The 22,233-nt window shown below is 71.1% G+C and carries 21 protein-coding genes and 3 pseudogenes; 13 read left to right on the top strand and 11 right to left on the bottom strand.

Going from position 1 to position 22,233, the window contains the following annotated elements; all coding sequences use genetic code 11:
* Positions 1-42 precede the first annotated feature (42 nt).
* Together ACOOE8_RS00860 and ACOOE8_RS00865 are read right to left on the bottom strand one after the other, a co-directional pair.
* On the bottom strand, positions 43-201 hold the full coding sequence (locus ACOOE8_RS00860) for a hypothetical protein (protein WP_420393032.1): 159 nt from the start codon (positions 199-201) through the stop codon (positions 43-45).
* Positions 198-848 (bottom strand): enoyl-CoA hydratase-related protein, encoded by a 651-nt coding sequence (locus ACOOE8_RS00865; RefSeq protein ID WP_420393033.1) that lies wholly within the window; start codon positions 846-848, stop codon positions 198-200. Before ACOOE8_RS00865 ends, ACOOE8_RS00860 begins: the two co-directional genes overlap by 4 nt.
* A 120-nt stretch (positions 849-968) precedes the next feature.
* On the opposite strand from ACOOE8_RS00865, the gene ACOOE8_RS00870 reads away from it, so the two are divergent.
* The 4 genes and pseudogenes from ACOOE8_RS00870 to ACOOE8_RS00885 form a co-directional block, all read left to right on the top strand.
* Positions 969-1,730 (top strand): SDR family NAD(P)-dependent oxidoreductase, encoded by a 762-nt coding sequence (locus tag ACOOE8_RS00870; RefSeq protein WP_420393034.1) that lies wholly within the window; start codon positions 969-971, stop codon positions 1,728-1,730.
* A gap of 12 nt (positions 1,731-1,742) precedes the next feature.
* Positions 1,743-2,858: a CaiB/BaiF CoA transferase family protein gene (locus ACOOE8_RS00875; RefSeq protein ID WP_420393035.1), complete on the top strand. Its 1,116-nt coding sequence runs from the start codon at positions 1,743-1,745 to the stop codon at positions 2,856-2,858.
* A 1-nt stretch (position 2,859) separates the two neighbouring features.
* Entirely contained in the window at positions 2,860-3,567 is a 708-nt protein-coding gene (locus tag ACOOE8_RS00880) for an SDR family oxidoreductase (RefSeq protein WP_420393036.1), read from the top strand.
* Positions 3,568-3,736: 169 nt separating this feature from the next.
* A pseudogene (locus tag ACOOE8_RS00885) lies at positions 3,737-4,484 on the top strand (IS5 family transposase); the annotation flags it as partial.
* A gap of 44 nt (positions 4,485-4,528) precedes the next feature.
* Here the strand turns inward: ACOOE8_RS00885 and ACOOE8_RS00890 are convergent.
* Positions 4,529-5,353: an SAM-dependent methyltransferase gene (locus tag ACOOE8_RS00890; protein WP_420393037.1), complete on the bottom strand. Its 825-nt coding sequence runs from the start codon at positions 5,351-5,353 to the stop codon at positions 4,529-4,531.
* Between the two features lie 65 nt (positions 5,354-5,418).
* Positions 5,419-5,757 carry a hypothetical protein gene (locus ACOOE8_RS00895; RefSeq protein WP_420393038.1) on the bottom strand — a complete coding sequence of 113 codons (339 nt, stop codon included), beginning with the start codon at positions 5,755-5,757 and terminating at the stop codon, positions 5,419-5,421.
* Positions 5,758-5,953: 196 nt separating this feature from the next.
* Here ACOOE8_RS00895 and ACOOE8_RS00900 point away from each other — a divergent pair, with 196 nt between their 5' ends.
* From ACOOE8_RS00900 to ACOOE8_RS00910, 3 genes are read left to right on the top strand one after another with little or no spacing between them, the layout of a single operon-like run.
* Positions 5,954-6,559 (top strand): copper chaperone PCu(A)C, encoded by a 606-nt coding sequence (locus ACOOE8_RS00900; protein ID WP_420393039.1) that lies wholly within the window; start codon positions 5,954-5,956, stop codon positions 6,557-6,559.
* 23 nt (positions 6,560-6,582) lie between these two features.
* Positions 6,583-7,074 (top strand): GNAT family N-acetyltransferase, encoded by a 492-nt coding sequence (locus ACOOE8_RS00905; RefSeq protein ID WP_420393040.1) that lies wholly within the window; start codon positions 6,583-6,585, stop codon positions 7,072-7,074.
* Between the two features lie 25 nt (positions 7,075-7,099).
* Positions 7,100-7,948 (top strand): isocitrate lyase/PEP mutase family protein, encoded by an 849-nt coding sequence (locus ACOOE8_RS00910; protein ID WP_420393041.1) that lies wholly within the window; start codon positions 7,100-7,102, stop codon positions 7,946-7,948.
* 15 nt (positions 7,949-7,963) lie between these two features.
* Here ACOOE8_RS00910 and ACOOE8_RS00915 read toward each other — a convergent pair.
* The 7 genes and pseudogenes from ACOOE8_RS00915 to ACOOE8_RS00945 all read right to left on the bottom strand — a co-directional run.
* Positions 7,964-8,300: pseudogene (locus ACOOE8_RS00915) on the bottom strand (transposase); the annotation flags it as partial.
* Positions 8,301-8,384: 84 nt separating this feature from the next.
* Positions 8,385-8,432: pseudogene (locus ACOOE8_RS00920) on the bottom strand (hypothetical protein); the annotation flags it as partial.
* Between the two features lie 112 nt (positions 8,433-8,544).
* Positions 8,545-9,675: a mandelate racemase/muconate lactonizing enzyme family protein gene (locus ACOOE8_RS00925; RefSeq protein WP_420393042.1), complete on the bottom strand. Its 1,131-nt coding sequence runs from the start codon at positions 9,673-9,675 to the stop codon at positions 8,545-8,547.
* Positions 9,676-9,809: 134 nt separating this feature from the next.
* Positions 9,810-10,697, bottom strand: coding sequence for a 3-hydroxyisobutyrate dehydrogenase (gene mmsB, locus ACOOE8_RS00930; protein ID WP_420393043.1), 888 nt, complete (start codon positions 10,695-10,697; stop codon positions 9,810-9,812).
* A gap of 17 nt (positions 10,698-10,714) precedes the next feature.
* Complete coding sequence (locus tag ACOOE8_RS00935; RefSeq protein ID WP_420393044.1) at positions 10,715-11,728, bottom strand: hypothetical protein; 1,014 nt, start codon at positions 11,726-11,728, stop codon at positions 10,715-10,717.
* Complete coding sequence (locus tag ACOOE8_RS00940) at positions 11,718-12,752, bottom strand: enoyl-CoA hydratase/isomerase family protein (RefSeq protein WP_420393045.1); 1,035 nt, start codon at positions 12,750-12,752, stop codon at positions 11,718-11,720. Before ACOOE8_RS00940 ends, ACOOE8_RS00935 begins: the two co-directional genes overlap by 11 nt.
* The gene (locus ACOOE8_RS00945; protein WP_420393046.1) at positions 12,749-13,897 is read right to left on the bottom strand and encodes an acyl-CoA dehydrogenase family protein; all 1,149 of its coding nucleotides are present in this window, start codon (positions 13,895-13,897) and stop codon (positions 12,749-12,751) included. Before ACOOE8_RS00945 ends, ACOOE8_RS00940 begins: the two co-directional genes overlap by 4 nt.
* Positions 13,898-14,301: 404 nt before the next feature.
* Here ACOOE8_RS00945 and ACOOE8_RS00950 point away from each other — a divergent pair, with 404 nt between their 5' ends.
* The 6 genes from ACOOE8_RS00950 to ACOOE8_RS00975 all read left to right on the top strand — a co-directional run bounded on the left by ACOOE8_RS00950 (position 14,302) and on the right by ACOOE8_RS00975 (position 21,924).
* Positions 14,302-15,267, top strand: coding sequence for a hypothetical protein (locus ACOOE8_RS00950; protein ID WP_420393047.1), 966 nt, complete (start codon positions 14,302-14,304; stop codon positions 15,265-15,267).
* 614 nt (positions 15,268-15,881) lie between these two features.
* A complete protein-coding gene (locus ACOOE8_RS00955; protein WP_420393048.1) occupies positions 15,882-16,775 on the top strand; it encodes a hypothetical protein in 894 nt (297 codons plus the stop codon).
* A gap of 128 nt (positions 16,776-16,903) precedes the next feature.
* Positions 16,904-17,920 (top strand): porphobilinogen synthase, encoded by a 1,017-nt coding sequence (gene hemB, locus ACOOE8_RS00960; protein ID WP_420394584.1) that lies wholly within the window; start codon positions 16,904-16,906, stop codon positions 17,918-17,920.
* Complete coding sequence (locus ACOOE8_RS00965) at positions 17,892-19,151, top strand: threonine ammonia-lyase (RefSeq protein ID WP_420393049.1); 1,260 nt, start codon at positions 17,892-17,894, stop codon at positions 19,149-19,151. The genes hemB and ACOOE8_RS00965 overlap by 29 nt, the downstream gene beginning before the upstream one ends.
* A gap of 106 nt (positions 19,152-19,257) precedes the next feature.
* On the top strand, positions 19,258-21,063 hold the full coding sequence (locus ACOOE8_RS00970; protein WP_420393050.1) for an SLC13 family permease: 1,806 nt from the start codon (positions 19,258-19,260) through the stop codon (positions 21,061-21,063).
* Positions 21,064-21,159: 96 nt separating this feature from the next.
* The gene (locus ACOOE8_RS00975; RefSeq protein ID WP_420394585.1) at positions 21,160-21,924 is read left to right on the top strand and encodes an arginyltransferase; all 765 of its coding nucleotides are present in this window, start codon (positions 21,160-21,162) and stop codon (positions 21,922-21,924) included.
* Positions 21,925-22,233 lie beyond the last annotated feature (309 nt).

The raw sequence follows: 22,233 nt of genomic DNA on the forward strand, positions 1-22,233 counted from the left end.
TTGGGAAGCGATCGGGAGCCACCCCCGCGGCGCCGACGGGCGTCAGCGGCCAGCGAAGTTCGCCCCGCGCTTCTCCAGCATCGCCGCGATGGCCTCCTCGTGGTCGCCCGTCGCATGGGCGAGCGCTTGGGTGGCTGCGGACAGCTCGAGCAGCGTCTCAAGGCTCACCTGCCCCGCCTGGCGCAACAGACGCTTGGTCATCCGCACCGCGTGGGGTGGGTTGACGGCGATCCTCCGGGCGAGCGCGCGTGGGCGGCCTCCATCAGCTCCTCGGCCGGCACGACGCGCGAGACGAGGCCGCAGGCGAGCGCCTCCTGCGCATCCACCGGATCGCCCGTCAGCGCCATCTCGCACGCCTTGGAGAAGCCGACGACACGCGGCAAGAGCCACGCGCCGCCGTCGCCGGGCACGATGCCGATCTTGACGAAGCTCTCCGCGAAGCGCGCGTTCTCCGATGCGATCCGGAGGTCGCACATGAGGGTGAGGTCGCAGCCCGCGCCGATGGCGGGACCGTTCACCGCCGCGACCACCGGCACCTCGAGGGCCTCGAAGGCGAGCGGCAGTCGCTGGATGCCGTAGCGGTAGTTGCGCCGCGTCTGCGCCGGGACCTCCTCGGCGAGGCCGCCACCCTTGCCCATCGTCTTGATGTTGCCGCCGGAGGAGAACGCGCTGCCGGCACCGGTCAGCACGAGCGCGCGGACCTCGATGTCGCGGTCGGCCGCGGCGAGCGTGTCGAGCAGCGCCTCGATGACGTCGGCGTCGGAGATCGCGTTGCGCGTGTCGGGGCGGTTCAGCGTGATCGTCGCGATCCCGCCGTCGCCCTTCTCGAAGAGGACTGGGTCCGTCAAGTGTGCCTCCTTGGGTTGGCGGCCACCATGGCACGGTTGGCCGCGGCGCGCCCCTTGCGCTTTGCCTCCGGAACGGGCCCGATGGGGGCAAGGCGGCGCGGGACCGCCGCGGGAGGGACGATGGAGATCGCGGGACAGGTCGCCGTGGTGACCGGAGGGGCCTCGGGGCTCGGCCTTGCCACCGTGGAGCGGCTCGTCGCGCGGGGCGCGAAGGTGGTCGTCGCCGACCTCGCCGAGGCGGGCGCTGCGGAGGCAGAACGGCTCGGCGAGGCCGTCCGCTTCGTCACGGCGGACGTCACCGAGACCGCGCCCATGGAGGCCGTGTTCGACGCCGCGGCCGAGCTCGGCACGCTGCGCGCCGTCGTGCACTGCGCCGGCGGCGGCGGGGCGCTGCGCATCCTCGACCGCGACGGCAACCCCGGCTCGCTGGAGCACTACGAACGCATCATCCGCCTCAACCTCATCGGCTCGTTCAACGTGCTGCGCCTCGGCGCCGCCCGCATGGCGCGGACGGAGCCCGTGGACGAGGAGCGCGGCGTCGTCGTCATGACCGCGTCCGTCGCCGCCTACGAGGGGCAGATCGGGCAGATCCCGTACGCCTCGTCGAAGGCCGGCATCGTCGGCATGACCATCGTCGCGGCCCGCGACCTCGCCGGCAAGCAGATCCGCGTCAACACCATCGCCCCGGGCATCTTCGACACGCCGCTCCTCGCCCGGCTGCCGCAGAACGTGCGCGACTCGCTGGGCGCGATGGTGCCCCATCCTCGCCGGCTGGGACGGCCCGAGGAGTTCGCGATGACCGCCTGCCACATCATCGAGAACGCCATGCTGAACGGCGAGACGATCCGCCTCGACGGCGCGATCCGCATGGCCCCCCGGTAGGCCGAGGACGAGATGGACGACGCGCGCACCGGCCCCCTCGCGGGCCTTAAGATTGTCGAGTTCGCAGGGCTCGGCCCGGGCCCGCTCGCTGCGATGCTCCTCGCGGACCTTGGCGCCGACGTGGTGCGCGTCGAGCGCGCGGGGACCGAGCGCATGGACCCGAGGGACGTCGTCGCCCGCGGCCGCCGCTTCGTAGCGCTCGACCTCAAGGATCCCGGAAGCAGCGCGGCAGCACGCAGGCTCTGCGAGGCGGCCGACGTCCTCATCGAGGGCTTCCGCCCCGGCGTGATGGAGCGGCTCGGGCTCGGCCCGGACGATCTCCTCGCGACGAACCCGCGGCTCGTCTACGCGCGCATGACCGGGTGGGGGCAGACCGGCCCGCTCGCCAACGCGGTGGGCCACGACATCAACTACATCGCCATCACCGGAGCGCTCGCCGCCATCGGCCCGAAGGAGCGGCCGGTCGCCCCGCTCAACCTCCTCGGCGACTACGGCGGCGGCTCGCTCTACCTCGTCATGGGCATCCTCGCTGCCGTCGTCGAGCGCGGTCGGTCCGGCCGCGGCCAGGTGATCGACTGCGCGATCTGCGACAACGTCGGCACGATGATGTCGATCTTCCAGACCTTCGCCCGCCGCGGCCTCCTGAAGGAGGAGCGCGAGGCGAACATGCTGGACGGCGGCGCGCACTACTACGGCGTCTACGCCTGCGCGGACGGACGGCACGTCGCGCTGGGCGCCATCGAGCCGCAGTTCTACGCCGCGCTGCGCCGCCTCGCCGGGCTCGACGACGACGCCTACGACGCGCAGAACGACCGCGCCGGCTGGCCCGAGCTGCGCCGGCGCATGGAGGCGCTGTTCGCCACGCGGACGCAGCGCGAGTGGTGCGACCTCCTCGAGGGGACCGACGCCTGCGTCGCCCCGGTCCTCGCCCTGTCGGAGGCGCCGTCCCATCCGCACCTTGCCGCGCGAGGCAGCTTCGCGACGCGCGAGGACGGCGCCGTCGAGCCCGCGCCGACGCCGCGCTTCTCTCGCACGCAGGGGCCGTTGCCGCCCCGCGCGCCAACCGCGCCGACGCCGCTCGACGAGATCCTCGACGGGTGGCAGGCCGACGCCAAACAGGAGGCTTGAGGTGGAGACCGTCCTCGTCACCGGCGTCAGCCGCGGCATCGGCGCGGCCATCGCGGCACGCTGCGCCGCCGACGGCCTCAACGTGGTCGGGATCGCGCGGACCCGTCCGAACGACTTCGCCGGCGACTTCCGCGCCATCGACCTCTCCGGGCCCGACGCCCGCGGGGCGTTGGCCGCCATCGCCGAGGAGGTGGCGCCCACGCGCCTCGTCGCCAACGCCGGCCTCGTGCGCGCCGAGACGCTGGACGCCACCACCGACGACGGCTTCGAGGCCACCATGCGGCTCAACGTGCAGTCCGTCATCTGGGCGATGCAGGCGGTGACGCCGGCGATGCGCGCGGCACGGTTCGGCCGTGTGGTGCTGATCGGCAGCCGCGCCGCGCTCGGCAAGACGGAGCGCATCACGTACTCCGCTTCCAAGGCAGCGCTGGGCGGCATAGCGCGGTCCGCCGCCCTCGAGCTCGCTGCGGACGGCATCACCGTCAACGTCGTCGGCCCCGGCCCCATCGAGACCGAGCTGTTCCGCATCAACCAGCCGGAGGGGTCGCCGGCGCGCGAGGCGCTCCTCGCCGACGTCCCCATGGGAAGGCTGGGTGCGCCGGAGGAGGTCGCTGCTGCCGTCGCGTTCTTCCTGTCGGCGGATGCGGGCTTCGTCACCGGGCAGACGCTCTACGTGTGCGGCGGCCTCAGCGTCGGCCCCGCCCGCTAGAGCGGTTTGGGGTTAGGCGGAACCACCTAACTCCAAGAAGACCGCTCTTAATCGAAAAGCTAGAGCATCTTATCTGGGTCTGAGGAGACCCAGGATGCGCTAGGCTCCGGCCCTAACCAATCCTTACCCTCATCGATCATGTCCGGGCTGTGGAAGCGGAGGGGTGGCGATGGCGGACGAGTTCTGGCTGAGCGACAGGCAGTGGGCGGTCATCGAGCCGCACCTGCCGAAGAACCAGCCCGGGGCGCGGCGGGTCGACGACCGGCGCGTCATCTCCGGGATCATCCATGTGCTCAAGAGCGGCTGCCGGTGGCGCGACGTGCCCGCCGTCTACGGCCCGCCGAAGACGATTTACAACCGCTGGCACCGCTGGTCGCAGCGCCGCTTCTGGCAGGGGCTGTTCGAGGCGCTGCGCGAGGTCAGCCCCGACGATGCCCACTGCATCGATTCGACGACCGCCAAGGCGCATCGCTCCTCGGCCGGCGGAAAAGGGGGGCGGATCGCCAGGATATCGGCCGCTCGCGCGGCGGTCGCAGCGCCAAGATCCACCTGGTGACCGACGGCCGGGGCCGGCCGATCGCGTTCGCGATCACGCCTGGCCAGCTCGGCGATGTTCGAGCTGCGCTGCCGCTCCTCGCTGCCGTGCCCGCCGGACGAATGTGCCTCGCCGACACGGCCCACGATTCCGACGGCCTGCGCCAGTTCCTCGTCGACCGCGGCACCTTGCCCGTGATCCCGAACAACCCGACCCGCAAGCGGCTGCAGCCTTCGACGCGGGCCTCCACCGCCGTCGCAACCTCGTTGAGCGCGCCGTCTCGAACGTCAAGGACTGGCGCCGCGTCGCGACCCGCTACGACCGCCTCTTCGCAACATACGCTTCGGCTATCGCCCTCGCCATCGTGATCGGATGGTGGTGCTGTGTGAGTCCGGAGCCTAGGCGCCGACGTCGCGGGCGGACCCGTCAGCCCGGCTCGGCGATCATCATGATGGGCGCGATCGTGCCGGCCTCGACCGCAGCGACGGCGTTGGCGAAGCGCTCCTTGAACCCGTCGCCGATGACGAGGTGGAGGCCGAGCGCCGGCCGACCGTGCAGCTTGGCGTTGCGCCGTCCCTCCGAGATGCGCTCGAGCACCAGGTCGGCAAGGCTCTCCTCGTGCACGACCCTCCAGCCGCTGGCCTCCAACGTACGGCGGTACGCGTCGGGCGGCTCGACGAAGCTCGTAGATTGCGTCGAGGACCAGGGAGCCGGATAGGCGACCTCCCCAGGCCCCACCTGCATCAGGTCGTAGAGGCCGAACCGACCGTCCGGCTTGAGGGCGCGCCGCACCGCCGCGAACAAGGCAGCCTTGTCGGCGATGTTCATGCCGACGTGGATCAACGTCGCCCGATCGAACGAGGCATCGCCCGGCAAATCGAGGATGTCGCCCTCGCGAAGTCGCACCCTGTCGGCGAGGCTGCACCGGGCGGACAGCGCGTTGCCCGTGGCGACGAAGTCCGGCGTCAGGTCGATGCCCGTCACCGACACGCCGTGGTTTGCGGCGAAGGTCCGTGCGGGGCCCCCGATGCCCGCGCCGAGGTCGAGCAGGCGCTGCGACGGCTCGAGGTGGAGAGCCTTGGCCAAGCGTACCGTTGCCTCCCGTCCGCCGAGGTGGAACTCGTCGACCGGCGCGAGGTCGTCAGGCGACAACCCCTCGATGGGGGTGCCGTTCGCGATCAGGGCCTCAAGGATCGCCTGCTCGAGCTGCGGCCGCGCGTAGTGCGCCACCAATCCGTCGTTCGCGCTCATGCCGCCTCCGCGCCGGTATCGCAGCCGTCACGGTAGCGCGTCGCTCCGCCGCGGTCGATGCGGGCTCAGGCGACCCGCGTCATGGAGAATGCCTCGCCGGCGGAGGGGCTGCAGACGAGCTGCCGCTGGGATGCGAAGCGGCAACTCGCCCCGCGCTGCTCGTTCGCGGCGATGGAGGTCCACGCCAGCGCGAGCCCGCTCGGCGTCCTGTTGTAGCGCCCGTCGGCGACGACGGTCTCGCCCGTGCTGGTGAGGCGCGAGGTGAACGCGCCGTTCTGGAACGTGGCGACGAACACGCCGTCGTCCGAGGCCCAGTTGCCGTCCACGGCGGGGCGGACGTTGCCGGACACGCACGCCGCGAGGCCGAGCCCGCCGGCGATGGAGATGATCGCTGCCAACCGCACGCCAGTGCCTCCGTCGTTTCACTGCGATGGTGCGTCGCGAGCCGTGGTCAGCGCAACGGTTGTGCCCGTGCCGCGCTTCGAATGGACGTCTTCGGCTCGGCGGTGCGGCGCACGCGCCACGCTGCGGCCTCCTCCACCATCGCGTCCGCGACGCGGGTGCGGTAGAGCCGACGTCGCTCAACCCGACGGACATGCGATGATGATGCGCGCCTCCCTTGCGGCGGCCCTCCTTGCTGCGCTGCTGCCTCCCACGGCCGATGCCGCGGCCACGGGACCGTTCGCTCGGCCCGACACGCAGCGCGCCGCGCTCGTCGGCGTGCAGCTCGCGCAGGCAGGCGGCCGGGCCGATCGGGCGACGGCGACGGGCGCCCCTGCGATGTCCGCGCAAGGGGCGAGCGCAGGTTCCGCACGGGCCGGAGACATCGCCATCGAGGGGGCGTGGGTGCGCGGCGCTCCGCCGGGGGCGAGCGTCGCAGCGGGCTACCTCACCCTGACCAACGCCGGCGAGGCGGAGGACGTGCTCGGCGGCGCCGAGGCGGACTTCGCGGGGCGCGTGGAGCTGCACGAGATGACGATGACCGACGGCATGATGCGCATGGCGCCCATCGAGGGCGGGGTCGTCGTGGCACCCGGCGCGACGGTGACACTCGCGCCGGGCGGAAACCACCTGATGTTCATGGCCCTCGAGCGCGTCCCCGAACCCGGCGAGGCGGTCAGCGTGACGCTGCGCTTCCGGGACGCTGGCTCCGTAAAACTCATGCTGCCGGTGTCGGCCGTCGGCGCGCGCTCGTTCCCGCAGTGATCGCGCAACGGTCGGAGGTCCCCGTGCCGTCGAATGTCCGGATGCGCGAGGCGAGGGCCGAGGACGTCGTCGCCATCGTGGCGCTGCTGGCGGACGACGTCCTCGGCGCGGGACGGGAGACGGTCTCGGACCCGCCGGCGCCCGCGTACGTCGCCGCCTTCGAGGCGATCGAGGCCAACCCGCACGACCACCTCCTGGTGGCGGAGGAGGACGGCGTCGTCGTCGGCTGCGCGCAGCTCACGATCCTCCACGGGCTCAGCCGACGCGGCACGAGCCGCGCGCTCATCGAGGGGGTCCGGATCGCGTCGAGCCACCGCGGCGGCGGGCTCGGCGCGGCGCTGATCGGGCACCTCGTCGAGCGTGCGGAGGCGGCGGGGTGCGGCATCGTCCAGCTCACGTCGGACGCCTCGCGCACCGCAGCTCACGCGTTCTACGCGCGGCTCGACTTCAAGGCGACGCACGTCGGCATGAAGCTCGAGCTTGCGGCGCGAGACGCCGGCCGCGCCAAGCGCTAGGGTCGTGGATCACGAGGGACCCTGCGTGCCCGGACCGCACCCTGCTCCGCTGAGCCCCACCGTCACCGTGCCGGACGCCGCGAGCCGGTTCGCGGCGCTGCACGAGGACTTCCTCGTCCTGCCCAACCCGTGGGACGTCGGGACCGCACGGCTGCTGGCGGGCCTCGGGTTCAGCGCGCTCGCGAGCTCCTCGGCCGCCTGCGCATGGGGGCTCGGACGGCCCGACGGCACGATCACGCGCGAGGTTGCCGTCGCGCACGCGGCGGCGCTCGGCGAGGCGAGCGGGCTGCCGGTGAACGGCGACTTCGAGTCCGGCTACGGCGTGACGCCGGACGAGGTCGCCACCACCGTCGAGGCGGCCATCGAGGCTGGCGTCGCGGGCTGCTCCATCGAGGACCTTGCCACGGACCGGCCGGAGCCGCTCTATGAGCCGTCGGCCGCCTGCCGGCGGCTCGAGGCCGCGCGAGAGGCCATCGAGCGCGCCGGCAGCGACTTCGTGCTCACCGGCCGCTGCGAGGCGCTGCAGCCTTACGGCAAGGACGGGCTCAGCGAGGCACTGTCGCGCATCCCGCAGTACGTCGCCGCCGGCGCCATGGTGATCTACGTGCCTTACCTCACGGGGGAGGACGAGGTCCGCGCCGTCGTGGAGGCGTCGTCCGTGCCCGTCTCGGTGATCGCGGGGCTGGGCGGCGTCAGCGAAGACCTGGCCGCGCTCCGCGCGCTCGGTGTGCGCCGCGTCACGCTGGGCTCGGGCCTCGCCAAGGTCGCGCTGCGAGCCTTCCTCGACGCGGCCGAGGCCCTGCGCGACGGGCGCGTCGCGCTCGACGGCGCCGCGAGCTCGCGCCGGCTGAATGAGGCTTTCGCCCGGACCTAGAGCGGTTCGCGCTCGATCCGGGTCATAGCCTGCGGCTTTGAAGTAGGCGCGTGCCTGTGCTGGCGTGACGAGGTCGAGGACCTCGCCGATGCGGTCCCACAGGTCGGCGATGGGTTCGCTCGGCGGCCTTGCGCAGGAGAGCCTTGATCCTAGCGAACGCCATCTCGATCGGGTTGAAGTCGGGGCTGTAGGGCGGGAGGAACATCGGATTGGCGCCGGCGCTCTCGATCAGATCGCGAACGCGTCTGCTCTTGTGGCTGCCGAGGTTGTCCATGACGACGATGTCGCCCGGCGACAAGCGCGGCGCGAGAACCTGTTCCACATGGGCCTCGAACCCGACACCGTTGATCGCCCGGCCCAGGCGCTTGGCGCGGCACGAGCCGGTCCGTCGCCACTCCTCGTACCATCGGATCGCGGTGGACGGGGCGACGTCGAACCGTGCCGCGGCCTGGCGACGGGACGTTGCGTCGTCGATGGCGCGCACGACGCGAAGGCGAAGATCATCAAGAAGGCAGCTTGGGCATCACGGCTGACCCTCCGCCGCCAGCCATGACGGTGGATCAGGCTTCGCCTGATGTCGGGGATCCCACCCCGCCTCACAACGGGCGCGAACTGCGCTCATCAGCATCGTCGCCGGCGCGGAGCGTGAGGCCGAGACCGAGGCCGTCGGGGAGCGAACTGGTCCCAGAGCGCCGCGGCGGCGGAGGCGTCGTCAACTCGTCGAAGCGTGGCGTCTCATCGAACTGCACCTCCAGCGGCTCGACGCCGGGGAGCCTAGGTGTGACGTGCAGGCTGTGGGCGTGGGCGATGGGGCCCGACGGGTTGTGCGCCGACGTCGCGACGCCGCAGGCGGCCGCCCTCTCGGCGATCTCGATGAGCGCGGCATGCCCACCGCAGTGCTTGATGTCCGGCATGACGACGTCGTAGGCGCGGCCCTCGACGAACGGGGCGAAGCCGGCCCAACCGGTCATCGTCTCGAGTCCGGCGAGCCGCATGCCCCGTGCGTTGGCCGCCTCGCGCAGCCGGGCGAGCGCCGGCACCGCGTCCGCCGTCTCCGCCAGCGGGCACTCGAACCAGACGACGCCGGCCTGCTCCAGCAGCGGGACGACCTCGTGCGCCGCATCCTCGGTGAAGCGCCAGTGGCAGTCCACCATGACCGCGGCCTGTGGGACGGCGGCGGCCACCGCCTCGACCCTCGCAAGGCCCTCGGCGATCAGGCGCTCGCCCTCAGGCGTGCCGCACAGGGCGGGCGTCAGCCCGTCGAAGGGGGCGAGCTTCATGCAGCTGAAGCCCGCCTCCTTCGCCGCGCGGGCGCTCCCTGCGAACCCCTCAGGCGTGCGGCTCACCGTCCGCCGGTTGATGTTGGCGTAGAGCGGCACCCCACGCGCCTCCGCGACGCCGAGGTGACGGACGAGCGGCAGGCCGGCGGCGCGGGCCTCGAGGTCCGTGAGCGCCTGCTCGAGCGCGCTGTAGAGCGTCGCCGGGCCGAAGCCGCCGTGCACGAGGTCGCCGAGCACCGCCAGGGCCGAGCGATCCGCCCGCGCGCCGATCAGCGCCTCTGCGGCGCGCGTCATGCGCTCGCCGACGTCGGCCGGCGCGGGCTCGAAGGTGAACTCACCGATCCCCGCCTCGCCCGCTTGGGTCGTCAGGCGCACGAACCGCCAGGTTGTCCTGGCCGTGACGGTGGCCTCGTGGACCGACGCCGAGGCGACCTTGTCCCCGGTCATGCCGCAGCGTCCGCCGGCGCGAAGGCTGACGAGGGCTGCATCATGCGTCGCCCTTCACCCAACGCGGCGGAGGTCTCAGCGGCGTTCGAGGACAGGTCCGACCCGACGCGGCGGTACTTCGAGGGCGCACCGCGCTACTTCCTGCGCAGGTGGCGCACGATGCCGGAGAAGTCCGTGGCGTCGCCGCCAGCGGCGCAGAACGCCTCGTAGAGCTCGAGGGCCCGCGCGCCGAGCGGCGTCGCCGTCCCGGTCGACGTCGCCGCGTCGGCGGCGAGCGCGAGGTCCTTCTGCATCATCGTGGAGGTGAACCCGGGCGCGTAGTCCCGGTTGGCCGGCGACGTCGGCACGGGGCCAGGCACGGGGCAGTAGGTGGTGAGCGACCAGCACTGCCCGGAGGCGGTGCTTGAGATGTCGAAAAGCTTCTGACGGTCGAGCCCCAGGGCATCGGCCAGGTTGAACGCCTCCGACACGGCGATCATCGAGATGCCGAGGATCATGTTGTTGCAGACCTTCGCCGCCTGACCGGCACCGGCGTCACCGGCGTGGACGATGGTCTTGCCCATGGCCGCGAGCAGCGGCTCGGCGCGCGCGAAGGCCGCCTCCGGCCCGCCGACCATGAAGGTGAGGGTGCCGGCCGCGGCGCCGGACGTGCCACCGGAGACGGGTGCGTCCACCATCGCGAGCCCGCGCGCCTCGGCCGCCTCTGCGACGCGGCGCGCGGTGGCGACGTCGATGGTCGAGCAGTCGATGAGGAGCGTGCTCGCGTCCGCCGCGGCAAGGACGCCGTCCGCCCCGCCATAAACCTCCTCGACCTGCGGGCCCGCCGGCAGCATCGTGATGACCACCTGTGCGTCGGCCACCGCCTCGCCGAGCGCTGCGGCAACCGCGTGCCCTGCGGCCGTGTGACGGTCCCGAGCGGCGGCGACGACGTCGTAGCCGACGACCTCATGGCCCGCCTTGCCGAGGTTCGCTGCCATCGGCCCACCCATGTTGCCGAGCCCGAGGAATGCGATCCGTGCCATGGGTCCTCCCGTGTTCGTCAGGCGCCAACGACCCGGCGCTCGTGCCGGCGCAGCCGCGCTGCGGCGAGCCCCACCGCGAGCGCAAGTGCGGCGATGTTGGCCCACAGCGCGCCCGGGCCGAACGGCGCAAGGTCCGGCGCCAGCGCGATCGCCGCTGCGCCGAGGGCGAGGGCTGTCGTCCAGACCACGAACCCCCAGGAGGCGAGGAGCCACAGCCCGACCGCGGCCACGGGCATGACGAGCGCCGCCACCGTCGTCCACCACAGGCCGCCAGGATCGGACCAGCTCGGCGCCAGCGGCGCGCCGCCGTATCCGACGAGGCGCATCCAGACGAGGACGGTGCCGGCAAGCCAGACGAGCGCGACCAGCCGGACCAAGAGCGCGCTCGCAAGCGATAGGGGATCGCGCGTCGCCCCCTCTTCGGCGCCGTTGACGTGGAGGGCGACGATGGACAGGGGCGCCGCACCAGAGGCCGCCGACGTCCGCCTTCGAGCCAGGGGGACGGGCGTCGATGCGAGCCCGGACCCCGGCGCAGCCGGCACCGGTACTGTGGCCGGGGCCGGCATCGGCAGCGCCGCGCCGGGCGCCTTCGCCGCGGCGTCCGCGAGGCGCGCGGATGTCGTCGCCAGTCCGTCGCCCGCGTGCTTGGTCCCCTCCCGGGGAGCGGACGGCCCCAGCGCCTGCTGGAGAAGTGCCGGCATCGCGCCGGTGCGCGCCTGCTTCGACCCGCCTGAGGTGGGAGCCACCCCGCCGACCTTCGCATCTCCCGGCGCCTCCTTCGCGGCCTCGGCCGATCGCGCCTGCGCGGGACGGACACGCTGGGCGGGCCCGTCGGGACGAGGGACGTCGGAACCCGCCTTCGCCTGCGACACCGGCCGCGCGGGCGCGGCCTCGCCTGCAGCCCGGCGGCCCAGCGCGTCGCCGGCCCGCTTGGCGAAAGCCTGGCGCACGAGGCGTTCGCCCGCGGGCGGGGGCGGCGTGGCCTCGGTCGGTGTGGAGCCTGTGGGCTCGCGCTCGTCCTCAGGCGACATCGGACCGGGCCTCGGTGAGGGGCAGATCCCCGTGGGGTCCCGGGGCGAAGTGCGCGGCGACGTCGGCCTCGTCCACCGCCGCGAGGGTCGCCGGGTCCCAGCGTGGCGCGCGGTCCTTGTCGATCACGCTCGCGCGGATGCCCTCGTAGAAGTCGTGCCCGTCGAGGATGCGCGAGACGATGCGAAAGTCCGTGCGCAGCACCTCGGCAACGCTCGAAGTGCGCGCTTGGCGGACCTGACGATGCGTCACTGCAAGGCTGGTCGGCGAAACCCTTGCGATGGCGCTCGCCGCCTTCGATGCAGCCTCGGTCTCGGTCGCCGCGAGGCGGTCCTGCACCTCCTCGACGCTGTCGGCGGCGAAGGCGTCGGCGACCATCGCGGCGCGCTCCGGCTCGAGCGGCTCGGTGCGGACGACGAGGTCGGCAAGGACGCGGTCGAGGTCGCGTGCCTCGACGATGCGGTCGAGGGCCTCCTCGAGGCCGCCGTCGTCGACCGGGTGAGTGACGAACCCCACCGCGGCCGCCTCGTCGCGACCGAGCCGCGTCCCGGTGAGCGCGAGCCACATGCCCGCCTCGCCCTCCATGCGTGACAACAGGTGGCTCGCCCCGACGTCCGGGAACAGGCCGATGGAAACCTCGGGCATGGCGAACACGATGCCCGGCGAGGCGACGCGCACGTCGCCGTGCACCGACACGCCGACGCCGCCGCCCATGCACACCCCGCCGATCAGCGCGACGTAGGGCTTCGGGAACGTCGCGATGGCGTGGTTGGTGCGGTACTCGGTGGCAAAGAAGTCGATCGCACCCGCGCGTCGCTCATAGATGTCGCGGATGTCGCCGCCGGCGCAGAACGCCTTGCCTTCGGCCCGCACGGCGACCCGCTCGACCCGGTCGTCGCGCGCCCACTCGGCGAGCGCCTCGCCGAGCGCCTCCGCCATCGCCTCGGTGAGCGCGTTCAGCGCCTCGGGACGGTTGAGCGTCACGATGCCGGCTCGCCCTGCGGTCTCGAAGCGGATGTCGCTCATCGGTTGGCCGGACGCAGCAGGTGCCGCGCGATGATGACGCGCATGATCTCGTTGGTGCCCTCCAGGATCTGGTGCACGCGAAGGTCGCGCAGCAGGCGCTCGAACGGGTAGTCGCGCAGGTAGCCGTAGCCGCCGTGCAGCTGCAGCGCCTCGTTGACGACCTGGAACCCGGTATCGGTGGCGAGGCGCTTGGCCATGGCGGCAAGCGCCGTGGCGTCCGGCGCATGCGCGTCCACCGCGCGGGCCGCCTTGTGGAGGAGGAGGCGCGCCGCCTCGAGCGCCGTCGCCATGTCGGCGAGCTTGAACTGGATCGCCTGGAACGCCTCCAGCGGACGGCCGAACTGCTGGCGCTCCCTGACGTGCTGGGTCGCAAGGTCGAGGGCCGCAGCCGCCGCGCCGAGCGAGCACGCGCCGATGTTGAGCCGGCCGCCGTCGAGCCCGGCCATGGCGATCTTGAAGCCCTGCCCCTCGGTGCCGACGCGGTTCGAGACCGGCACGCGGCACCCGTCGAACAGCACCGCCGCCGTCGGCTGGGAGTGCCAGCCGAGCTTTTCCTCCTGCGCGCCGAAGGAGAGGCCCGGCGTGCCCTTCTCCACGAGGATGGCGCTGATCCCGCCGGCCCCCTCTCCGCCGGTGCGCGCCATCACGAGGTAGACGTCGGCCGCGCCGCCGCCGGAGATGAACGCCTTCGCCCCGTCGAGGACGTAGTCGCCTCCGTCGAGCCGCGCGCGGGTCCTCAGCGAGGCGGCGTCGGAGCCCGCGTTCGGCTCGGTGAGGCAGTAGCTCGCGAACCGCTCCATGCGGGCGAGCGCGGGGAGGTGCGCCGCGCGCAGGTCATCGCTGGCGAAGCGGTCGATCATCCCGGCGACCATGTTATGGATGGAGATGTACGCCGCGGTCGACGGGCAGGCGCGCGACAGCTCCTCGAATACGATCGCCGCATCGAGCCGGGTCAGCGCGGACCCGCCGTGCGCGTCGTCGACGGTGATGCCGCCGAAGCCGAGCGCCGCCGCCTCGCGCAGCGTGTCCACCGGGAACGTGTGGTCGCGGTCCCAGTCGGCGGCGTGCGGGGCGATGCGCTCGGCGGCGAAGTCCGCCGCCATGGCGCGGATGGCGGCCTGCTCCTCGGTCAGCTCAAAGTCCATGGTCCCTCCGCCGGCACACAACGACGCGCTAGCCGTGCCGTCAATCCTGCGGCGACCGCCCGGTTGCGGTAGCACCGCAGCTGGTTTCGCCATCCCGCGTCGACGAGGCCAGCGCACCGCAGAGGTTCGCCGGAACGCGTAAAGCTAACTTCACAACCTGCTGAATTAACGACTGGAGTAGTCGATGGGTTCTGCGAAACATTGTTTCTATACAAGGCTCTCATGCAAAATGATCACGAACATTCATCGTGCTGACACATTACAGGATGGGAACTTTGCCCTTGTGAATACTTTATATCCATACGCAGGCAGTCTGCGGCCGATCGTGTCCAAACGCGACGACTGACGTGGTTCGCACGTCATGCGTCGGATCCGGTCGTTGGCGTACCGAGGGAGAGGGCACCATGGAAACCTTCATCAACCTATCCGACAACAACCGGCAGCTCGAGATCTTCGATCTCGGCACGTTGCCGTTCGTCGTCGCGCTGCCCACTGGCGCGGTGAGTGACGAGCTTGAGGAGCTCGTCGGCGAGATCATCAGCCGGGACGAGGTGTCCGACGTCCTCGAGGCCACCCTGTTTGGGCACGAGATCGGCATCCCCGAAAACGATGATGATGACGACGACGATGTCGGGATGGGGATCGACAACGTTCGCCTCATCGGCCTCGACGTCGACAACGTCACGCTCGAGCTGACGAACGGGGACGGCGTCCGCGACATCGCGGTGATCGACAACGTCGGCGACGAGATCGCCTCCATCGCCGCCGACCTCAGCGACCATGACGATGACGATGACGACGGTCCGGACTTCAACATCGGCGATGACATCTCGCAGTTCGCGATCCTCGACTTCAACGACTCGGACCAGTTCGACCTCGGCTCGCGTGGCTCGTTCGGTGAGCGCAACGTTCAAGGCTTCCTGCGTGACATTCAATTCGACCGCAACGACGACCTCACCCTGCTTGGGATCGATCAGGACAACCTGACGATCGCAGTCAGCACGGGCGACGCCACCGACGTCCTCGTCATCGATGGCGTCGGCGACGCGATCGATTCGGTCGCCAACGACTTTATCCGCCTGAACAACACCAAGAACCAAATCGGCGTGTTCGACTTCAACTCGACCGATCAGGTGTTCATCGGCGGGACGGACAACGTCAGCCGCGAGTTCGGACGCATCGTCAACGGGCGGCGGATGAACGAGGACGAGGCCGAGGCCCTCGTGACGGAGCTCCTGCTCGGCGACGGGGTCCGTGGGGTCGAGCTGATCAACGTCGACGACGACACCGCGACGATCGCGATCTCCGGCAGCTCCGACGACATCCTCATCATCGACAACATCTCTGGCCTCAGCGACCTGATGGCGTGACGCGCAGTGCGGCCCGACCTCGGTCGGGGCCGCACGTTGCCTGTCCTCACCGGCGCCACGCCGGCCCCCTCACGGCCTGCTGCGCGAGCGACCGCCGTGCCGCGCGTCCCGGTCAGGATGCGCGGTAAAACCGTTCAGGGCGCAGGTTGCCCCTTGGGTCATGCCGGACAACCGGTTGTAGTGCGCGTCGCGCCCAACCGCTCCGGTGCCCATCCCACCCGCGGCGTAGAGCTGCACTGAGGAGCCAAGCACTCCTGCCATTGACGCACAGTTACACGTAAACGACAAGAAGTTCTACCGTTCGCTTTCATAAGCAAGTTTTTGAACGCAAGTTGGTTTGCGAAAATCAGCATGTAAATTTCTTGTGGAACTAACGATCTACCCTTTTAAGACTTTGCTACGCAACCGATCATCTAAATGAAAATCGGAACAGTGACATTTTGGCGGCTAAAGACTTTTCCCCGCCCAAATTCATCCAAATTTTGCCTTCCGAACGCCCAACGACGGCCGGGGTCAAGGACTATGGGCTGAGGCCGCCGTAGCGTGCCGGCGCGCCGAAAGATACGCACGCGGCACGTGTATCAGCGACAGCGCAAATCAAAGGCAGAAGCACCATGATTTTCCCCCCCGCCCCCAGCGCCGACCGCTCCTTCGCCATCGTGCCCTCGGGCATCCTTGCCCCCTTCCAGCCCTTCGTCACCACGCTCGTCGAGGAGCTTGTGATCGGTGACGGCGTGCCCGGCTTCGAGCTCATCGGCCTCGACGTCGACAACCTCTCCGTCGGCTTCTCGCTGTTCGGCTTCGACGCCACCTTGGTGCTCGACGGCATCAACGACGCGGTGGAGGAGGCTGAGACCGACGACTTCAACATCTTCGACGACGAGCGACAGTTCGCGATCTTCGACGTCGACGACGACGGCACCTTCGACCTTGGTCCTGGTGAGTTCATCAGCAGCGTCGACATGTCCTCAACCAACGTACCTGACATCATCAGGAATGCGCTTGAGGAGGACACGCTGTTCCTCGGTCCGCCGGTGGCGTTCGACATCATCGGCATCGATCAGGACAACATCACCCTCGAGATCACCGCCGAGGACGCAGCCACCGACGTCCTCATCATCGACGGGGCCGAGGATGAGATCGCGGACCTCGCGCAGGACTTCGTCAACCTCGCCAACGCGGTGAACGAGCTGGGCATCCTGGACGCGGACGACGACGACTTCATCTTCGTCGGCGACGCGTCGGCGGTCTCCGACGAGTTCGCGGCGCTGCTCGTCGGCGCGCCCACCGGCAACCCGTTCGTCGACGCCTTCAACGCCTTCTCGATGACGCTCGACGAGGCGGAGGACGTCGTCACCGAGCTTGTCCTCGGCGACGGCATCGACGGCGTCGAGCTCCTCAACATCGACGACGACACCGCCACGCTGCGCCTCACCGGCGACAGCAACGACATCGTGGTCGTCGACAACCTCGACCTTTCGACCCTCGGGGACATGGCGATCGCCTGACCGGGCTCATGCGTCGCGGGGGCGCTCGGCGCCCCCGTTGCCGCGCCGTATGGACGGACCCTCGCGCCGTCCGCTACCGTCCTGCGACGGCAACGGACGGCGAGGCCAGGATGGACATCGACCCGCGCATGATCGACGGCGACGCGCCCGACGTCGCCGCCGTCCTCAAGGGTCGTCGCATGCGCCGCACGCGCCGCGCCGACTGGTCCCGCCGCCTCGTGCGCGAGGCCGAGCTGACGGTGAACGACCTCCTCTGGCCGGTGTTCGTTACCGAGGGCGCGGGCGTGCGGGAGCCCGTCGCGTCGATGCCGGGCGTCGAGCGCCTGTCCGTCGACGAGGTGGGCGCGGCGGCCGAGGAGGCCGCGGCCCTCAAGATCCCCGTCATCGCGCTGTTCCCCTACTCGGGGCCCGACAAGCGCGACGCCGGAGGGTCCGAGGCGAAAAACCCTGACAACCTCGTCTGCCGCGCCTGCCGGGAGATCGCCCGCCGTGCGCCCACCGTCGGGATCATGACGGACGTCGCCCTCGACCCCTACACCAGCCATGGCCACGACGGCCTCATGGCGGGGGACGAGATCCTCAACGACGCCACCATCGAGGCGCTGGTGCGCCAGGCGAAGGTCCAGGTGGAGGCCGGCTGCCACATCATCGCGCCGTCCGACATGATGGACGGGAGGGTCGGCGCGATCCGCACCGCGCTCGACCGGTCGGGCTACGAGAACGTCCTCATCATGGCCTACGCGGCGAAGTACGCGTCGGCGTTCTACGGGCCGTTCCGCGACGCGGTGGGCGCGACGGCCGCGCTCAAGGGCGACAAGCGCACCTACCAGATGGACCCCGCCAACACCGACGAGGCGCTGCGCGAGGTGGCGCTCGACCTCGAGGAGGCGGCCGACATGGTGATGGTCAAGCCCGGCCTGCCCTACCTCGACGTCATCCGCCGCGTAAAGGAGCGCTTCGCGGTGCCGACGTTCGCCTACATGGTGTCGGGCGAGTACGCGATGATCGAGGCGGCCGCCGCCAACGGCTGGCTCGACGGCGAGCGCACGATGATGGAGGCGCTGACCGCCTTCAAGCGGGCGGGGGCGGACGGCATCCTCACCTACCACGCGCCCCGTGCCGCTCGCCGCCTCGCCGCCGGCTGAGGCCGGCGAGGCGGTCACGCCGGCGGCGATCCGCGCTGCCGCCGCGCGCCTTGAGGGGGTCGTCCTTAGGACCCCGTGCCTCGAGGCCCCTCGGCTGTCCGCGCTCACCGGGGCCACCGTCTACGTCAAGTACGAGAACATGCAGCCGACCGGCTCGTTCAAGGAGCGCGGGGCCTACGCCACGCTGTCCTCGCTCGGCGCGGACGAGCGGGCGCGCGGCGTCATCGCCATGTCGGCGGGCAACCACGCCCAGGCGGTCGCCTACCACGCCGGCCGGCTCGGCATCTCCTCCGTCATCGTGATGCCCGAGCGCACGCCGTTCGTGAAGGTGTCGGCGACCGAGGGCTACGGCGCGCGCGTCGTCCTCGCCGGCGAGACCGTCGCCGAGAGCGCCGAGGCGTGCGCCACGATCGCCGAGCGCGAGGGGCGCGTCCTCGTCCACCCCTACGACGACGCGCGGGTGGTGAACGGTCAGGGCACCGTCGGCCTCGAGATGCTGGCCGACGTGCCGGACCTCGACGTCCTGGTGGTGCCCATCGGCGGCGGCGGCCTCGTCGCGGGCGTCGCGACGGCGGCGAAGTCCGTGCGGCCCGAGGTCGAGGTGGTGGGCGTCGAGGCGGCGCTGTTCCCGTCGTGCCACGCTGCCCTCGCGGGGACGGACGCGCGCTGCGGCGGTTCGACCATCGCCGAGGGCATCGCGGTGAAGTCGGTGGGGAGCGTGACGCTGCCCATCATCCGCCGCCTGGTCTCGCGCGTCGTCCTCGTCGACGAGGCGACGCTGGAGCGCGCGGTCAACGCCTTCCTCACGCTGACCAAGACCATGGCGGAGGGCGCGGGCGCGGCAAGCCTTGCGGCCTTGCTCGCCGAGCCCGAGACGTTCGCCGGCCGCCGCGTCGGCCTCGTCCTCTGCGGCGGCAACATCGACCCACGCCTCCTCGCCTCCATCATGGTGCGCGAGCTCGCCCGCGCTGGACGGATCGTGTCGCTGGAGGCGGACTATCCCGACGAGCCCGGCCTCCTTGCGCGCCTCACCGCCGCGGTGGCGGGCGCCGGCGGCAACATCCTGGAAGTGACGCACAACCGCCTCGCGCTCACCCACCTTGCCCGTGACACCTCGATCCGCCTCACCCTCGAGACACGCGACGACGCCCACACCGCCCGCGTCGTCGAGGCGATCCGCGCCGCGCAGCTCAACGCGCGCGTCACCGACCACGTGGACGGACGGTTCTGATGGGTGCTGTTGCAAGGGGGGCGCTGCACCGTGCCGGAGCGCCGGTCGCTGTGGACCCAATCCTGCGCAAGGAGCGGCCGTGACGACGCGGCGGGCCGACCGCTAGATGCATGCCGACATCGCGATGGTGGCGACGCTCCTCGTCGTCACTGGCTCCACCGTGCTCTATGCCACGGAGCGCTACTCCATGGAGGCGATCAGCCTCGGCATCTTGGCGGCCTACCTCGTCCTGTTCGTCGTCCTCGGCCTGCCGGCCAGCGAGGGCCGGCTCGGCGCGGGCGACCTCCTGTCGGGCTTCTCGAACCCCGCCCTCGTCACCGTGGTCGCGCTGCTCGTCGTGGGGCAGGGGCTGTTCCACACCGACGCGCTGGAGCGACCCGCTGCGACGCTCGTCGCCTGGGTCACCGCCCACGGCGCGCTCGGCGTCGGCCTCGTCTTCGTCGCGATCGCCACCCTGTCGGCATTCCTCAACAACACCCCCGTCGTCGTGATGTTCATCCCCATCGTCTCGACGCTCGCGAGCGCGCTGAGGGTCAGCGCGTCGCGCTTCCTGATGCCGCTGTCGTTCGTCACGATCCTCGGTGGGATGACCACGCTGATCGGCTCGTCCACCAACTTGCTGGCGGCGGGAGTGGCGCGGCAGACCGGGGCGGCGGACCTGTCGTTCTTCTCGTTCACGCCGGTCGCCCTCCTCATCGTGCTCGTCTGCATGCCCTACGTCCTCGTCGTGATGCCCTTCCTCCTCACCAAGCGCAGCACGATGGCCGAGGCGCTCACGACCTCGGCCGGCAAGCAGTTCATCGCCCAGATCCCGATCGGCCCGGGCCATCCCCTCGTGGGCGCGACGTCGAAGCAGGGCATGTTTCCGCAGCTCAGGGACATGACGGTGCGCCTCGTGCAGCGCGGCGAGCGTCCGCACCTGCCGCCGTTCGAGGCGCTGACCCTGCAGCCGGGCGACATCGTCATCGTCGCCGCCACGCGCACGGCGCTGGAGCGGGCGCTGTCGGCCGGCGATGGGGTGATGTCGGGAGAGGACAGGCAGGATCGGCCACCTGGCGTCGTCACCCTCGCCGAGGCGATCGTGGCGCCGGGCTCGCGCCTCATCGGGCGAACGGTGGCGCAGTCGGGCCTGCGCGGCGAGGTCGGCTGCGTGGTGCTCGCCATCGAGCGGCGCTCGCGCATGCCGCGCATGCCCATGGCCGACATCCGCATGGAGGCGGGCGACGTGCTCCTGTTCGCCGGCCGTCGCGCCGGCATCGAGGAGCTGCGCGGCAACCGCGACGTGCTTCTCATCGACTGGACGGCGGCCGACGTGCCAGCGCGGCGGCGTGCGCCGACCGCGATCTTCATCTTCCTCGCGGTGGTCCTCGCCGCGGCGTCCGGGCTCGTCCCGGTCGTCGCTGCGGCGATGCTGGGCGCCTTCGCCATGCTTGCGACGCGTTGCCTCAACACCCGACAGGCCGCGCGCGTCATCGACGGGCGCATCATCATGCTGATCGCCTCCGCCATCGCCTCCTCAGCGGCGCTGCAGGCGACGGGCGGTGCGGCGGCCATCGCCGACGCCCTCACCACGGCGCTCGCCGGCAGCGCGCCGGGCGTCGTCATGTCGGCGCTGTTCTTGTTGATTGCGCTCACCACGAACATCATGACGAACAACGCGGCAGCGGTGATCTTCACCCCCATCGCCGTCGGGATCGCGGCCGATCTGGGCTTGCCGGCCGAACCCTTCGTGGTCACAGTGATCTTGGCGGCCAACGCCTCGTTTGCGACGCCGGTCGCCTATCAGACGAACCTTCTCGTGATGGGACCCGGACACTATCGCTACCGGGACTTTCTCGTCGCGGGCGGGCCGCTCGTTCTGCTACTGTGGGGCGCATTCTCGGTCGTCGCCCCTTGGTGGTACGGTGTGTGACGTTCCGGTGGCGGCCGGCGACAGCGCGGAGGCGTTCCTCGACCCATGGCGAAGTCGAACGACCGCTTCGACGAGACGGAAGAGACCCATGGCGCGATGGAGCGCGAGGCGCGGTCCCGACCGCGACGCCGCGTCACCGTCCGCCGCCTCGCCGAGCACCCGCAGTTCTACCTGACGGCATCCTCGCCCTGCCCGTACCTCCCCGGTCGCAGCGAGCGGAAGGTGTTCACCCACCTCGTGGGCAGCCGCGCGGGCCCGCTCAACGACCTCCTCACCCAAGGCGGGTTCCGTCGCTCGCAGAACATCGCCTACCGCCCCGCGTGCGAGGGCTGCCGCGCGTGCGTCTCGGTCCGGGTCATCGTGGACGACTTCGTGTGGACGCGCTCGCTTCGGCGCGTATGGCGAGCGCACGCGGGGCTCGAGCGGCGGGAGCGCCCTGCACTGCCCTCGTCCGAGCAGTACTCGGTGTTCCGCGCCTACCTCGACACCCGCCACGCCGACGGCGGCATGGCGGACATGACCGTGCTCGACTACGCGATGATGGTTGAGGACACGCACGTCACAACGCGTCTCTTCGAGTACCGCGAGCCGGGCGGCCGCGCGCGCGGCCGCCTCGTGGCTTGCGCGCTCTCTGACGTGCTGTCGGACGGCCTGTCCATGGTCTACTCGTTCTACGAGCCGGACGGAGAGGCCGCCTCGCTCGGCACCTACATGATCCTCGACCACATTGGGCGCGCGAGGCAGATGGGGCTACCCTACGTCTACCTCGGCTACTGGGTCGAGGGATCGGAGAAGATGGCGTACAAGACGAGGTTCCAGCCTCAGGAACGGCTCGGCGCCAAGGGATGGGTGCGCACCTAACCCACGGCGCGAGCGCTCCTGGCGAGCGGCGGATCTAGCGCGGGACGCACGGCCGTCGCAGCGCTGATGCTGCCCGTTCTTCCAGCCGTTCACTGAAGCTCGGTCGATCGAGGTGGCGTTCGGCGCGACCCTCGACCGACGTCCCGCTCGCGCTCCACGACGCGTTGAAGGTTGCCGTAGCGGACGGTCCGGTCCTGCAGAACGCGAGCTTGGACGACCCCGTGCCGTGCGCGCCAGCCAAGGGACGCCGAGCGCGCTTGTCACCGCCGTCGTGCTGGTGCGCGAGGGATGCACGCCGTCCCCGCGTCC

The organism is Acuticoccus sp. (assembly GCF_965213555.1).
In the GTDB taxonomy this organism is placed as follows: Bacteria; Pseudomonadota; Alphaproteobacteria; order Rhizobiales; family Amorphaceae; genus Acuticoccus.

Coding starts and splice junctions, on each gene's coding strand:
- ACOOE8_RS00860 (WP_420393032.1), bottom strand. CDS start 201: ATGACCAAGCGTCTGTTGCGCCAGGCGGGGCAGGTGAGCCTTGAGACG.
- ACOOE8_RS00870 (WP_420393034.1), top strand. CDS start 969: ATGGAGATCGCGGGACAGGTCGCCGTGGTGACCGGAGGGGCCTCGGGG.
- ACOOE8_RS00875 (WP_420393035.1), top strand. CDS start 1,743: ATGGACGACGCGCGCACCGGCCCCCTCGCGGGCCTTAAGATTGTCGAG.
- ACOOE8_RS00890 (WP_420393037.1), bottom strand. CDS start 5,353: ATGAGCGCGAACGACGGATTGGTGGCGCACTACGCGCGGCCGCAGCTC.
- ACOOE8_RS00900 (WP_420393039.1), top strand. CDS start 5,954: ATGATGATGCGCGCCTCCCTTGCGGCGGCCCTCCTTGCTGCGCTGCTG.
- ACOOE8_RS00925 (WP_420393042.1), bottom strand. CDS start 9,675: ATGACCGGGGACAAGGTCGCCTCGGCGTCGGTCCACGAGGCCACCGTC.
- mmsB (WP_420393043.1), bottom strand. CDS start 10,697: ATGGCACGGATCGCATTCCTCGGGCTCGGCAACATGGGTGGGCCGATG.
- ACOOE8_RS00935 (WP_420393044.1), bottom strand. CDS start 11,728: ATGTCGCCTGAGGACGAGCGCGAGCCCACAGGCTCCACACCGACCGAG.
- ACOOE8_RS00940 (WP_420393045.1), bottom strand. CDS start 12,752: ATGAGCGACATCCGCTTCGAGACCGCAGGGCGAGCCGGCATCGTGACG.
- ACOOE8_RS00945 (WP_420393046.1), bottom strand. CDS start 13,897: ATGGACTTTGAGCTGACCGAGGAGCAGGCCGCCATCCGCGCCATGGCG.
- ACOOE8_RS00950 (WP_420393047.1), top strand. CDS start 14,302: ATGGAAACCTTCATCAACCTATCCGACAACAACCGGCAGCTCGAGATC.
- ACOOE8_RS00955 (WP_420393048.1), top strand. CDS start 15,882: ATGATTTTCCCCCCCGCCCCCAGCGCCGACCGCTCCTTCGCCATCGTG.
- hemB (WP_420394584.1), top strand. CDS start 16,904: ATGATCGACGGCGACGCGCCCGACGTCGCCGCCGTCCTCAAGGGTCGT.
- ACOOE8_RS00970 (WP_420393050.1), top strand. CDS start 19,258: ATGCATGCCGACATCGCGATGGTGGCGACGCTCCTCGTCGTCACTGGC.
- ACOOE8_RS00975 (WP_420394585.1), top strand. CDS start 21,160: ATGGAGCGCGAGGCGCGGTCCCGACCGCGACGCCGCGTCACCGTCCGC.